Raw genomic sequence first — 14,725 nt, forward strand, 5'->3', positions numbered from 1 at the left:
GACGGTAGGTCGAATTCGTCTCCTGGATCGGCGTGCGGCTCCTGCCGGTTTTTGCTTTCACCGAGAAGGGAACCGGTCCTCGTTCACCCCATGCATTGCCCCAAGTTGACCAGCTCGACCTAGAAGCGGGCTCGAGCGCAGATCCGGCAGGAGATACGAGGAATCCCTCGCGGAGACACGAAGTCAGCGGATTTCGAGGCCCTTCCTGGTGGCGGCCCGGTCCGCACGGGGGAGGGGAAGCCATGGCGGGCGAGCCGCCCGAGGCGGCCGCGGGTGACGTTCGGCGTGCAGGGCTTATGCGCGGAGCAGCAGGAAGCCGGCTCTGCCGTACATCGGCCCCCGGGCTCACCGCACGGTGAGCCCGGGCGCCGTGCGCTGCTCGGCCTCGCGTTCGGCGGTGTACTGGTCGCGGTAGTAGCCCTCCTGGGCGAGGAGTTCGGTGTGGCTGCCGCGCTGGACGACGTGCCCCGCGCGCAGCACCACGATCTCGTCGGCGGACTCGAGGCCGCGGAGGCGGTGGCTGACCAGGAGGAGGGCCCGGTCGCCCGCCGCGGCCAGGGTGTCGCGGAGCAGGGCGTCGGCCGTTCGGGGATCGACGGACTCGGTGGGTTCGTCCAGGACGAGGACGCGGGGATCGGCGAGCAGGGCGGCGGCCAGCGCCAGCCGCTGGCGCTGGCCGCCCGCCAACTCGGCCGCGTCGTCCCGCACTTCGGTGTCCAGGCCGCCCGGCAGGCCGCGGATCCACGCGGCGGCACCCGCCCGCTCCAGGGCGGACCACAGCTCGGCGTCCTCGGCGTCCGGCCGGCCGATCCTGAGCACGGAGCGGACCGTGCCGGCGAAGACGTAGTGCTCCTGTGTGAGCCCGCACACGAGACGGGGCCGCAGCTGCCGGCCCGCTGTCTGCTCGACCGGCACACCGTTCAGCGTCACCCGTCCCGCCCCGGGGCGGACGAACCCCAGCGCGGCGGCGAGCACGGTGCTCTTGCCCGCGCCGCTCGGCCCGACCAGGGCGACCTTGCGCCCCGGGGGCAGGGACAGGCCGAATCCGCTCAGGGCCGCCCGGGACGCTCCCGGGGGCACCACGGTGACGTCGTCGAACTCCAGGGTGAGGGGGCCCGCCGGCACCGGGCGCGGACGGGCGGGCTCGGGCACGGGCGGGCGGGCGCGCAGTACTTCCCGCAACCGCCGCAGCCCATGGCCGAGTTCACCGAGCCGCTCCGCCGCAGCCTGCACGGGAGCGCTCGTCTCCACGGCGGCGAGCGCGGTCAGGGTGAGGACGGCGACGGCGACCGGGCCGAGCCGCCCGGCGTCCTGGGCCCTCGCGGCGAGCACCGCCACCGCACCGGTCGTCACCAGCCGGACCAGGAGCCCCGCGGCGCCGGCGGTGGCCCCGCGCAGCGCCACGGAGCGTTCCAGCCGGGCGACGCTCCGCGCGGCGGCGCGCTCGCGCTCGGTGGCGGCGGCCGACGCCCCGCAGACCGCGAGGTCCTCGGCCCCCTCGATGAAGTCCACGCTGCGCACCGCCAGCGTGCCGCGGGCCCGCACCAGACGCACCCGCGCCCGGTCCAGGGCGACAGCCGCCGCCACCGGCAGCAGCACCGAGCCCACCAGCAGACCGCAGCCCAACACGGCACCGGCCGCGGGCAGTTGCAGCCACACCCAGACGGTGACACCGGCGCCGACCGTGAGCGCCGCGAGTCCGGGCAGCACCACCCGGATCACCAGGTCCTGCACCGCCTCCACGTCCGCGAGCAGCCGGGTGAGCAGGTCGCCACGGCGGAACGCGGGCTGCCCGGACGGGGCCAGCGGCTCCAGGGCGTCGAAGAACCGGCCGCGCACCCGCTCCATGATCCGCAGCGCCGCGTCATGTCCGGCCAGCCGCTCGCCGTAGCGCAGCGTGCCGCGCACGATCGCCAGGGCGCGGACCGCGACCACCGCCAACGACAGGGCGGCGAGCGGGGGTTGCTCGGAGGCCCGGCAGATGAGCCAGGCAGCGGTGGCGGTCAGGGCCACCGCCGACGCCTCGCACAGCGCCGTCGCGAGGGCCGCGAGGACCAGGCGGGTCGGTAGCAGTGCGGGGGCTGAACGCCTCACCATGTCGGCTGTCCTTCCAGCAGGCGCGGCTGGACGTCGACCGAGCCGTCAGCGGCGTGGAACACCGTGTCCGCGTGTTCCATGACCCGGGGGCGATGGGTGACCACCAGCACCGTGGTGCTCTCGTTCCCGGCGAGGGCGCGCAGGGCGTCGAGCACCCGCTGCTCCGTCTCCCCGTCGAGACGCGCGGTGGGCTCGTCGAGCAGCAGCAGCGCCGGCTTGCGCAGCAGGGCGCGGGCCAGCGCGATCCGTTGCCGTTCACCGGCGCTGAGCACGGCGCCGCCGTCGCCGAGCGGGGTCGCCGGGCCGTCGGGCAGTGCCGCCACGAAGTCGGCGGCCCCCGCCGCGGCCAGCGCCTGCCACACCTCTTCGGGGCCGGCGTCGGGGCGGCCGAGGCGGACGTTGTCCGCGAGGGACATGGCGAACAGGTGCGGCCGCTGCGGCACCACCCCGAGCGCGTCGGTCCAGGCGGCATCGGGGACGTACGGCAGCGGGTGGGACCCGATGCGGATCTCGCCGTCGAGCGGTGCGAGCTGGCCGGCGAGGGTGCGCAGCAGCGTGCTCTTGCCCGCGCCGCTGGGCCCGGTCAGCGCATGGCAGCGGCCGGGTTCGAGCGTCAGCGACACCTCGGTCAGCGCGGGGGGCCCGCCCGGGAACCCGACCGTCAGCCGGTCCAGGACGACAGGGTGCCGGGCCGGGCTGGGCACGGGCACCGGGTGCGGCTCCGATGCGGCGGGCCGCATCGGAGCGGGGGCGGCCTCCCTGATCCGGCGGGCCTGGTCGAGCACGGCCCGGCCCTCCTGGCTCGCGTGGAAGCGCAGCGCCAGGGAGCGCAGCGGGCGGTACGCCTCCGGTGTGAGCAGCAGGACGGCGAGGCCCGCGCTGAGCGACATGTCCCCGGCGAGCAGCCGGAAGCCGACCGGCACCGCGATCAGGGCGACGGCCAGCGTGGTCATGGTCTCGAGGACGAAGGACGACAGGAACGCCTGCCGCAGGGCGGCCATCGTGACCACCCGGTGCTCGGCGGCGGCCGCGCGGATCCGCCGGGCCGCGTCGTCCTGCCGCCCGAACACCCGCAGGGTGGTGAGTCCGCCGACCGCCTGACGGAAGCGCTCACCCAGCCGCAGCAGCACCTTCCAGTGCCGCTCGGTACGCGCCTTGGTGTGCAGTCCGACGACGGCGAGCACCAGCGGGACGAAGGGGAGGGTGACCAGCACGGTGAGCCCGGAGGGCACATCGAGGAACAGCAGCGTGCACACGACGGCGGGCGGCACCACGACGGCGTGCGGCAGCACGGCCACGGCGCCCGAGACGTACCCGTCCAGCGCGTCCGCGCCGCGCGTCAGCACGGCCACCACGGCGGCGGGCGACGGCCCCGAGCCCCGGATCCGGCCCCGGCCCGCGGCCTCGACCAGTTCGCCGCGCAACGCCTGCTGCACCCGCGTCGCCTCCCGCGCCGGATACCAGCGCTCCCACCAGACGAGCGCGCACCGGGCCGCGACGACCCCGGCGACCAGGGGCGTCGACACCGTGGCGAAGGCCTCGCGGGAGCCGCCGTCGAAGAGGGCGGCCAGTACCCGGGCGAGGAGCAGCGACTGGGCGACGACCAGCGCGCCGCCGAGCGCCGCACCGGCCGTGCACACCAGCAGGAACACCTTCACGCGCGGGTGGATCCGCACCAGTTCGGCATCGAGCGGTCCGTGCTTCATGCGTCCCCCGGGGCGTCAGTGGAAGGCGGGTGCCGTGGACCGGTTCGCGGGAGCGCGCAGCAGCCACCACATCCGCAGCTGTACGGCGATCACCAGCACCAGGACCGGGCCCGCGGTCCAGGTGACCAGCGCCAGTGCGGTGCTGTCCGCGGCGAGGTCCTGGACGGCGACGGGCCGCACCCCGGACCGCGCGGGGGTCGCCAGATACGGGTACTTGGCCGCGAACACGGCGACCGGCGCGAGCCCCACCGCGACGGCCGTGGCCGCGTACGCCCGCCAGGGCTGTCCGGCGGACAGCGCGCGGACGGCCGGCGGCAGGGCGAGCACGGCGAGCGCGAGCAGCAGCAGCGCGAGGACCGGCCGGTGCAGCGCCACCCCGCCGGTGTGCCCGCCGGCCCAGGAGGCGAGGCATGTCACGACGACGAGCAGGCAGCCGACGCCGCACAGCCGCCGGGCGAGCACGGTGGCGCGGGCGGCGACCGCCCCGGTGGTGCGGGCGGCGGTGAAGGCGCAGCCGTGCGCACCGAGCAGCGCGACGGCACTCACCCCGCCGAGCAGGGCGTACGGGGTGAACGCCGCGCCGCTGCCCAGGACATGGCCGCCGGCGTCGAGGTCGAGCGACCCTGCGACGGCGACCAGGAACGCTCCCCAGCCGAACGCCGCCGCCGTGCCGGCCGCGCAGATCACGCCGTCCCACCGCCTGCGCACGGTGGCCTCGGGGTGCCGGCTGCGAAGCATCACGGCGCTGGTGAGGACCAGCGCGCCGGTCATGGCCAGCAGGGCGAACGGCGCCGCACCGACCAGGAGTTGGCTCTCCAGGCCCGGCATGGTGCCCACCAGGATGCCGAGGGAGACCAGCAGCCAGGACTCGTTGGCGAGCAGGAACGGGCCGAGGCCGCCGAGCACCTGACGGCGTTCCCGGTCGCCACGGGCCGTGAACAACAGGGTCGTGCCCACTCCGTAGTTGGTTCCGGCGAGCGTCAGATAGCCGGTGAACAAGGCGATGAACCCGATGGTCCACAAGGTCGGGTAATTCATGGCCGGTGTGCTCCTTTGCAGCGTGAGATGCGGGACGGGCCGAGCCCGGACGAGTCGGCGGGCGCCGTGGTCGGCAGGCTCCGGGGGCTGTGCGGCGGATCTTGTCGCGGTCGCGGCCGCCGCGGAGCGGCCGACGTGGCCGTGGCAGGCACATCTGCCGCGTCGTCGGTTGCCGGCGCTCCGCGGGGACGCCCTTCTCCGCCTTGCGGCGGCACGCACCGGGCCCCGTTCACCACTGCGGAAGGGGGTGGGTCACCACGGTGCGACCTGATCCGCCGGACAGGCCCTAGAGCAGGACGCTGTCGCGCTCGTCGTCGAGCGTGCCGCCGGGACCGGGGCGTTCGCCCGAGCCGGACTCCTGTGCCCACAGATCGGCCCGCGCGGGGCCGCGCATCGCCGCTTTGCCGAGCAGCCACCAGTCGAGGATCAGCAGGGTCGTGACGACCGCCCCCAACACCACCAGGGAGACGGTCAGTTGGGTGGCGGTGAGCGAGGGGGTCAAGGCCTGCCGGGTGGTGAGGATGTCGTTGATGACGAACGGCTGCCGGCCGATCTCGCGCACCAGCCAGCCGGCGATGTTCGCCACGAAGGGCAGCACCATGGTGATCCGCAGCACTCGATGCAGCGGCTTCGACGTGAGCATCCGGTCGCCGCGCAGGGCGATCAGGGTCCACACGGAGACGAGCAGCAGAACGAACCCGACGGCCATCATCGCGTAGGCGCTGTACTGCACCACCGGCCCCGGCGGCAGCCCGGAATCCCCGAAACGCTCCGTCAGCTCCCGCTGGAACGCGGCGATCCGCTCACTGTCGCCGTCCAGCAGCGCCTGCTTGATCGGCTGCTGCCCGGCGATCCGGTCGATCTGCACCGCACCGCTGAGGCCGACCAGCAGGGCGCCCCAGAAGCCCGCGTGGGCGCCCATGCGCATCGAGTGCCGTAGGAACGTGTCGTCGGCCCGGCCGCGCCGGCGCAGCATCACCGAGACACCGAGCATGAAGAATCCACCGACCGCGGCGGCCCCGCCGGTGATGTGCAGGATGGCGATCCACGCGTTGGGGTTGGTGAACAGGGCGAGCGGGTCGGTCAGTTGGAGGGTGCCGTCGCGCATCTCGTACGCCACGGGGTTGTTCATGAAGCCGTTGGCCAGCAGGGCCCAGACGACGGAGAGGTACGCGGCCGCGGCGACGATCCAGATGCAGGCCAGATGCACCTTCGCGGGCAGCCGCTGCCAGCCGAAGATCCACAGCGCGAGGAAGGTCGACTCCACGAAGAACGCGACCACGGTCTCCACGGCGAGCGGCGCGCCGAACACTCCGGCGCCCATGTTCTCCAGGCCCGACCAGTTGGCGCTGAGCTGGTACTCCATGGCGATGCCCGCGCCGATGCCGACCGCGTAGTTGATGACGTAGAGCGTGCCCCAGTACTTCGTGGCCTGCCGGAGCGCCGGGTCGCCCGTGCGGACCCAGCGGGTGTGGCAGATCGCCACCATGACCACGAGCCCGAGGGTCAGCGCGACGAGCAGGTAGTGCACCCCCACCGTTAAGGCGAACTGGGTGCGTGCCAGTCCGACGGTTCCCATGTCCTAGTCACCCCAAAGAGATCGGTTTGGCCGCCAAGGCCGCGTGCGCACAGGGATGTTAGCAGCACTCGTTTTGCAATCGATGCTAGATATACGGTCATCGGCAGGGGTGTGGGTGGCCGGCTGGGAATCCCTTTCGCGAGCACCGGCGACCTCGGGCACGTCCATCCCCTGATTCCTCTGGCGCGCGCCGCTCGGCCGGCCGGGCAGGGGATCCGGTGCATCCGGTCCCTGCGCGGTGCGGGCATCGAGCCGGTGACGGCCGGCTGCTCCATTCCTGAGGCCTTCATCGAACCAGTCGACGGTCGAGCCTCCCTTGAGTCACAGGTCAGCGCCGCACGAGCCCGAGGGCCCGCCGCCTGCGGGGAACGCGCCCTGGCGCGGAGCTCAGTCGGTGGTGCGTCCCCTCGTCGGGGACCAGGACGCCGAGCTCCTGACCGAGGTCGTCCGGAGCGCCTGCCACGGCACACGTACCGGCTCGTCTCCAGGTCACCCGGGAGTCTCCCAGGATGTCATGATTTCCGGCGAAGTGATCGACTGTCCCATGTTCGTACCCTTACGCTGCGGTGTCGGGGAGAGCCGGTGGGGGGCACGTGGCTGATTCGATGGGGACCGTTGCGCCGGACGATTCGGGTCCGGCCACGCCTCGGCGATACGCGTACGAGCGTGGCGGCCCACGCCGCTTCACCCGGTTGCCACACCATGCCGGCTCAGGGGGTGTCCAGCAGCTCCCCGCGGTGGATGTCGAACTCCCCGGCCCACAGCGCCTTGTGCGACTGGTGCGCCCACCGCCCGAGCAGATAGACCCTCGTCACGCCCGTGTCCTCCGCGCCGTCGTAGGCACGGCGCGAAGCCCGGTGACGGCGTTCTCCGTCCGCCACCGCGGGAAGGCCCGACAGCCCTCGGGCCACACCGGCGACTCCGGCCGGTGGACGCGGATGCGGAGGAACGCGGCGACGGCGGCGGGGGAGTTGCCGCGAGCGGCGGTCACCTGTCCGCCGCTGCCCGCCCCGGCCGGTCGGCATGGCCCGCGACCCTCGTGAGCCGCACCCGGCTCGCCGGCGCATCGCCGGCCGACCGCTTTTTTGGGAGCGCCACAAGCAGACGCACGACATGCACAGTTCGAGGGGAGACGTCGCATGGAGACAGACGACACCTGGGGCCCGTGGAACCCGCAGGCCGACGACGCGTACCAGCGCCTCGCCCGGTACGCCAACGCGGAGATCGCTCCGCTCACCCGACACGGCCTGTGGGTGGAAGGCGGCCAGCACGAGCGCGAGGAAGACCCACGCGGTCTGCTCGCCGACCTCTACGAGACGCTGCGGGACAAGAGGATCGCCTACGAGAAGGTTCCGGTGGGGGCCGGGACCGAGCAGATCATCCGGGATGTCCGGACGGTGGACCGCGGCTGCGCGACCTGCCTGGACCTGGTGCTGCTGTTCGCGGCGATGTGCAAGCACAAGCGTCTCCGGCCGTACATCGTGCTCGGCGCCTCGGACGGTGAGCGGTCCGGCCACGCGCTGCTCCTGGTCGACCTGCGCCCCGTGTTCCGCACGCCCGAACTCGGCGTCCAGCGCCGGGACGACGCCCGCCGCAGGTGCAGGCCGCTGGAGGACGCCGTCACAAGGGACGGCGAGGAGCACGTCTACCGCTGGAAGCCGAACGCCGCCGCCCTGAACCCGGACGTGCTGGTGATCGACGTGACGCAGGCCTGCAGCAAGCCGGGCGCCGACTTCGCGACCGCCTGCGCCCAGGGCCGCGCCCAACTGCTCGGCACCGGATACCGCAGCCTCGTGATGATCGACGTCATCGCGCTCCACGCCGACAGGTACCAGCCGTTCGCCTTCCAGCCGGAACGGCAGATGCCCGCGATCACGCGTCGCCTGGCGGCCCGGCCGCGCTTCTTCCCCTACGCAGCCCGGCAGAACCTGCTGGACGAACTGGTCGGCGCCACCGGCACGGTGGTCCTCCAGGGCGAGCAGGGCACCGGCAAGTCGATGCTGGCGCACCAGATCGCGGCCAAGGCGCAGCACGGAGCGGGCTGGTTCCTGACCGCCAACGACAACGCCGTACTGACCGCGGAGCTCGGCGACGCGGAGATGAGCGAGACCGGTCAGGACCCGGCCGAAGTGGACCGCCTCTCCCGCTCCACGTTCGCCAAGCTCGCCAAGGCCCGGCTGCGGAACGCGCCCGGCTCCTGGGTCGTGGTCCTCGACAACGTCGACGTCGCTCCGGGCGAGCTCACCGCCATGCCCGAACCGCAGCCCCAGCTGGGACAGTTGGTCATCGTCACCACCACGGACCCCAGATGGCTGGAACACCGGCCCGGCGTCACGGTGCGCCGCCTGGGACCGCTGCCGAAGGAGGACGTCGTCGAACGGCTCGGCCCGAACGTCCCGTTGGAGGCGCTGGCCGGCCGGCCGCTGCTGATCGGCGCCAGCCAGCGGTTCCGCGGTGCGGCCGGCGGCCGCGACTGGTGGACCGGTCGGGGAGAGGTCGACGCCGACCGAGCGCCGCACGCCTTCTGGGCGGCGGTCCGCGAGGAGTTGGCCGCCGCCGCGCCCGACGACCGGGCCGCGCTCGGTCTGGCCGCCGCCCTGGCCTGGCTGCCGCCGTCCGGCATGGATCTCGACACCGTGGCGCCGGTGGTCGCCGCCGCGCTCAGCGCTCGCGGAGAGGCCGCCGACCCGGCGCGCATCCGCACCGCCGCCGCCCAGCTGGACCGGCTCGGCATGGTGGACCTGCGCGAGGGCCGGATCCTCATGCACCGGCTGATGCGCGACGCCGTCCGAGAGGACGTGCGCGGCGGCGCCGCCCCGCGCGCCGCCGCGCTGGTCGGCACCGTGCTGGAGCAGCTGTTCGCCACCGTCGACACCGTCGGGTACGAGATCCTGCGGGATGCCGGCGGCCCGCTGCCCGAGGAGGACGTGGCTCCGCCGTACGGTCTGCTGCTGGAGGCCGAGGACGTCAGCGGCCCCCACGGACCCGGAGCCCTCGAGGACCTGCTCGGCGAGCACCCCGAACAGGAGGCTGCCGACCGGGCGTTGCACGCGCTGGCCGGCCTGGTGGAACGGCAGAACGAGCAAGCCGCCGCCAGGATGCTCCGCCGGCTGGCCGGCCAGGCGCGGCAGGCCGTGGACCGGCCGGCCGGCGCGAGGCTCATCGCCGTCAACGCGCTGCGCGCCGAAGCGCGCGTGGTCACCCGCACCAGCGAGCCGCCCCTGCCCGAACTGGACCGTGCGATCGCGCTGATGGAGGAGTGCCGGGCACTGTGCGCCGATCCGCCCGGTGACCCCGCGCTGCACTCGGCGTTCCGGCTCGCCGGAGCCCGCGCCGAGGCGCTGTACGGGCTGGCGCTCCAAAAGCGCGCCAAGCACCTGCCGGAAGCCGAAAGGCTGGGGACCTACCTGGAAGCCGAGCGGATACTGCGGGCGAGCGCCGACGCCCGGGCCGAACTGGTCGGCCCGAACAGCCCCGACCGGGACCGCAGTCTGTACAACCTGGGCGGCCTGTTCGTCCAACTGGCCAAGCACGACGTGCCGCAGGCCCGCTCCCGCCACCTGGACGCGGCCGACGACGTCTACCAGCGCGTGCTCAACATCCGCGAGAAGCGGCTGAACACCCGCTACCTCGAAGAGGCCGCCTGCTGCGTCCACGGCCGCGGCATCGTGGCCTACTACCGCGCGCTGCTGTTGCCCCTCTCGCCCCAGCAGCGCACCGCACAGCTGCGCGAGGCCGCCGACCACGCCCGCGAGGCCGACGAACTGCGGGCCCACGCAGAGGGCCAGACGGACGGCGGCAACACCGTCAAGGCGGTCACACTCAGCGCCAAGATCGCGCTGGCCCGGCTGGACCTGGCCGGCGTGCTGGCCGGCAAACCCGGCTCCGCCGCGGCGAACGCCGTGAAGGAGCTCGGGATCGACAAGGCCCTAGGTCCCTTCCTGCTCGACAAACTCTCCGGAATCGAGTCCCGCACCATGCCGCTCACCTTCCCCTCCGTCCCCCTCGCCACCGGCGACGGCGTGCTGTCCGCCGTCGACGCCTGGATCCGCTCGAGCGCCATGCGCGCCCTGGTCACCGCCTTCGACGGCGACGAGAAGTCGCTGATGGACGGCGACCGCGGCCTCGCCGAATGCGTCGAGGCGCTGTACGCGTTCAGCGAGCGCTGGCAGAACCGCGCGGACTACCAGGAGCGCAACGAGGGCGCGGAACTGCCGATGACGCCTCACCAGGAGGACGTCGTACTCGCCGCGACCGCCGCGCTCGGCCTGCACGACTGCCCGCCGCCGCGGAGCACCGACTACGACCATGTCCTGCTGCTCGGCGGCCTGGTCCGCGCCTGCTTCAACCGCCCCGCCTACGCCGCCCAGTTGCTCGATTCAGGGCGTGTGAAGACCAAGAGCGTCACGGCACTCGGCGGTCACCGGCCCTTCCGGGGCTCGAAGGACCCTTCCGACGACGAGTTCAAGCTCGCCGAGCGGATCGGCCACCCGGAACTGGCCGAGGAGTACCAGGCGCTCGACATCGGCACCCGGGCCGCCTTCGGCCTCGGCGGGGCCGACCATGAGGAAGGCGAGCGCACGGCGGACGTGGGCGGGACCTGGGGCGTGCGCCACTACACGCGAGCCGACGGCACCCCGGTGCGCGTCGCCGCGGCGCCCTCCTCCGACCCCGGCGCCCGCAGGGCGCACACCGGCGACACCTACGCCTTCTTCGCCGAGCGGATGGAGCAGCTGCGGCCCGGCGCCCGGCTGCTGCTGGTGACCACTCCGATCTACGCCCCGAGCCAGCACTTCACCGCGCTGCATCGGCTGGCGCTGCCGTACCAGGTCGAGGTGGAGACCGTCGGCGGCGACCCGGCCGGCTTGTCCGACGCGCTGCGCCAGCCGTTCTCCGCGACCCGCTACCTGGCCGAGGTCCGCACCGCCCTGCGTTCGCTGCGCGGGCTGGTGGGGGAGGCCACCCGCACGACCTCGGAGGCCTGACGTGCACGACGACTCCGAGTCGGTGACGTCCGCCGCGACCCGGGCCTGGGCCCGGGTGCCGGCCGCCACCCGGCGCAAGTTCACCGGCAAGACCGGCACCCCGACCGTGGCGCCCGCCCGCATCTGGCGGTCGCTGCTGTACCGCGTGGTCGTCGACTGCGCCCCCGCACTGCGGCCGGTGGTCCGTCAGAAGCTCAACGGCGTGCTCACCGCCGAGCAAGCCGAACTGCTGGTGGCCGCGGTCGTGGGCCAGTCGCAGCGGTTGGAGAGGGCCGGTGACTGGGCGGCCGGCATGCGTGAGGCCCATGCGGGGATGAAGTCGCGCCGCAGGGCTGACGGACTGCCCCGGCTGCCCTCCGTCGCCGCGCTCGCCGACCGTGTCTACCCGGTCTGCTGGGATCTGTCGGCACGCGACATCCCGGTGGACCCGGACGAGTGCGCACGCCTCTACCGGGAGTTCACGCACGACGATCCGTACCAATCCCCGCCGACCAACGCGGCGCTGAGGGCCCTGCTGCAGCGGCCGGAGGCGGTCTCCGAACTGGAGGCGATCATCTCGGCCCATTGGGCGGAGCCGACCGGGACCGGCGGCGGCGAGGCCGACCGAGCGGCGACCGGCGACGCCGTGGCGGCCCTGCTCGACGCCCCGGCGGGCGCCGACTGGGACCGCCTGTGGGGCAGATACGCGGCATTACGGCCGTGGGAGCGCCACCTCACCCAGGCACACATGACGGGTCTGTCGGAGCGCGCCGTTCCCGAACGTCCACACGTCGGCGGCGAAGCGGTCGGCAACGCCAACGCCCGAAACGGCGCAAGCGTGCCGGACACCGCGGCGGCGGACTCGGCGGAGGAGGCGGAGGAGCACAGGTGGGCCGGGGAGATCCTGGCCGGTGCCGAGGGCGGGGTCCGGCCGCTGGACCGCTCGCTGTGGCAGCGGCTGGACCAACCCATCCGCCGGCTCCCGGGCCGGGAGGACACCAAGGGCATGACGGCGGCCCTGATAGCCCACGCGGAGGCACGACGCGCCTGCGCGCCGCTGGGGCTCGCCGACGACGACCTGCGCACGGTGCTCTGCCTGGGCAACCTCGCCGCGTCAGCGGTGGGCGCGGACCACGCCAAGGCGCTCATGGACAACCCCGCCACCGGCCCCCGGCTCATGGTCGAACTGGCCCGGATCGCGCAGGGCAGGGAGTTCGTCAAGCAGACCCTCCGCCTGGGCGCCACCCAGCACGCGCCCGTGCGGCGCGCGTTGGACGAACCGGTGCCGGGCTTCACCCGTCTGCTGTGGCGGACGCTGCACAACATCGAGATCCGCCAGGAGAGCCCACCTGCCCCACAGGACCGCTTCCGGCAGCTGATCCGCGGCACCGCGGCCCGCTTCATCCAGGTCCTGTCCGGAGAGATCAAGCTCGTGCTGGACGACCGGGTTCCCCTGGAGGCCGAGCACTTCGTGCCGGCCGGCCACTCGATCACCGAGATATCGGACGCCTACACCGCCGACGCCCCGCCCCGCCCGAACCACGAGCCGGAGATCGACGTACTCGTCATCGACGCGGTCGTCGACGGCAACGCCGACCACGGCACCGAGGGCGCCGAACTCCACGCCTGGGTCGAGCGGTTCGTCGACCCCCTGCACAAGCCGTGGGCGGAGCAGGCCTGGGACGAGCTGTACTCCGCCTACTGCGTCAAACACACGGGCACAGCCCCGGACGGGAAGTCCGTCGAGTTCTCGGCGATCCCGTTCACGCTCGCCCGCGACATCGTCCGGAACGTCTACCGACGCGGAACCGGAACAGGAGGGGCACGATGACACACGCCACGACGCCGCCCGGGAGCCCCGCGGCCCCGGTGGTCCTTCCGATCGAGGTGGACACCCTCGGCATGGCACATCTGGGAACTCTGCCGGGACCCGCACCGCGCAGCGCCCCGCTGCACGTCACCGGCGGCCTGCTGGTCTGCGATCCGTTCGCCCCGGACATGCCGCCGCACGCCGTGCTGGACGCCGCGGAGGCCGAGGGCAGCTGGCTGCCGCTGAGCTACGGCGAGGAAGTGGCCCGGGCGGTGCGCGGCGCGCGACGCGAGGCCGTCCTCCAACCGGTGGCACCGGGCGACCCGGCCGACATGATCGTGGCCCGGTCCACCGCGCCGTGGCACCCGGGCCCGTACCAGGTGCCGGTGGCACGGCTGGCCACCCTGCTGTGGCTGGCCCGGTGGTCACCGGCACGGCTGGCCCCCGAACTGCTGGACATCGAGGCCGGCGTGCTGCTGAGCGAGTTGGCCGACGTGGTGGACGGCGCCGAGGACACCGCGCGGACACTGCTGGAGCGGCGGGCGGACTACCTGGCCCGGCTCGCGCCCAGGGTGCTGGACGGCGTGCTGCCGGGGGAGCAGTGGGTGGCCGGGGCCCTGCGCGACGCCTTGGTGCGCACCGCCGAACTGCCCGACGACGCAGCGCTGATGGCCCGTCTGCGCCACCTCGCGGACCGGGCCGAGGCGATGGCCGGCCCGGACGACGGCCCCGACCCGATGGACGAGGTCCTGCGCCGCCTGGTGGCGCAGGACCTCGTCTACGAGCGCCACACGGGCGCCCCCCGGGACACCGAGGAATGGAGGACCGCGAACGTGGACTGGGGCCAGGTGCCCCCGCACACGGTGTCCGCACGCGAGACGGCGGTGCGCTGGACGGTGCACGACGCGGGCCCCGACACCGAGATCGAGGTCGCGGTGGACGCCGAGGAGAGCCACCCCTCTCCATGGACCGACGATCGGCTGACCTTCCGGGTCTACCTGTCCGGCCAGCCGCTGCCCCTGGCGGTTGCCGTGCTGGAGCGCCGAGCGGGCCACTGGCGCGGCAGAGCCCGACTGCGCGAGGCGGCCGACCCCGAACTCCTGCACGTCGACGTCTACCACCCGGCCTGGGCCGGGCCGCCCCGCACCGGTGCGGACGCGGAGCAGGCCGGCGCCGAACGCAACGCGGTCCGCGACCTGGTGGCCCTGCGCGACCACCTGGCCCGGGAGGACCGCCGGGGGCTGGCACGATGGGCCCAGGACGTGGAGTGGGACACCGTCGCCGCGCTGGAGCGGTCCGAGGAGGTCCTCGGCTCCGACCGGCTGGCGGCCCGGATGCGCGGCCTGGTCCGCGCGGCGCGTGCCGCCGGCCGCCCCGACGCGGAGCCGGCCCGGCCCGGTGATCCGCGGCTGACCAGTGCGGAGTGGCGGCCGACGCTCGCCGAATGGGCCCGGCTGCGCCGTTGGTCCGCCGCATAGGTTTGGGACCGGGATTTCCCCACAGGTGAGCAAGAACCGAACCAGTGGAGGAG

7 protein-coding genes are annotated in these 14,725 nt (G+C 73.9%); 3 read left to right on the plus strand and 4 right to left on the minus strand.

Annotated elements, in window-relative coordinates:
* Positions 1–345 precede the first annotated feature (345 nt).
* The 4 genes from cydC to ACZ7FF_RS31580 all read right to left on the minus strand — a co-directional run bounded on the left by cydC (position 346) and on the right by ACZ7FF_RS31580 (position 6,420).
* The gene (gene cydC / locus ACZ7FF_RS31565; protein ID WP_470816448.1) at positions 346–2,097 is read right to left on the minus strand and encodes a thiol reductant ABC exporter subunit CydC; all 1,752 of its coding nucleotides are present in this window, start codon (positions 2,095–2,097) and stop codon (positions 346–348) included.
* Positions 2,091–3,803, minus strand: a complete 1,713-nt coding sequence (gene cydD / locus ACZ7FF_RS31570) for a thiol reductant ABC exporter subunit CydD (RefSeq protein ID WP_470816450.1) — start codon at positions 3,801–3,803, stop codon at positions 2,091–2,093. The genes cydC and cydD overlap by 7 nt, the downstream gene beginning before the upstream one ends.
* 15 nt (positions 3,804–3,818) lie before the next feature.
* Positions 3,819–4,841: a cytochrome d ubiquinol oxidase subunit II gene (locus ACZ7FF_RS31575; protein WP_470816452.1), complete on the minus strand. Its 1,023-nt coding sequence runs from the start codon at positions 4,839–4,841 to the stop codon at positions 3,819–3,821.
* Between the two features lie 286 nt (positions 4,842–5,127).
* Positions 5,128–6,420 (minus strand): cytochrome ubiquinol oxidase subunit I, encoded by a 1,293-nt coding sequence (locus tag ACZ7FF_RS31580; RefSeq protein WP_470816454.1) that lies wholly within the window; start codon positions 6,418–6,420, stop codon positions 5,128–5,130.
* A gap of 1,139 nt (positions 6,421–7,559) precedes the next feature.
* Between ACZ7FF_RS31580 and ACZ7FF_RS31585 the strand changes: the two genes are divergently transcribed.
* Genes ACZ7FF_RS31585 through ACZ7FF_RS31595 form a run of 3 tightly spaced genes read left to right on the plus strand, consistent with a single transcriptional unit; the run spans position 7,560 to position 14,672 of the window.
* Positions 7,560–11,405, plus strand: a complete 3,846-nt coding sequence (locus ACZ7FF_RS31585) for a hypothetical protein (protein WP_470816455.1) — start codon at positions 7,560–7,562, stop codon at positions 11,403–11,405.
* Position 11,406: 1 nt separating this feature from the next.
* Entirely contained in the window at positions 11,407–13,215 is a 1,809-nt protein-coding gene (locus tag ACZ7FF_RS31590; RefSeq protein WP_470816456.1) for a hypothetical protein, read from the plus strand.
* Positions 13,212–14,672, plus strand: coding sequence for a hypothetical protein (locus ACZ7FF_RS31595; RefSeq protein ID WP_470816458.1), 1,461 nt, complete (start codon positions 13,212–13,214; stop codon positions 14,670–14,672). Before ACZ7FF_RS31590 ends, ACZ7FF_RS31595 begins: the two co-directional genes overlap by 4 nt.
* Positions 14,673–14,725 lie beyond the last annotated feature (53 nt).

This window comes from Streptomyces sp. NPDC037126 (assembly GCF_055605965.1).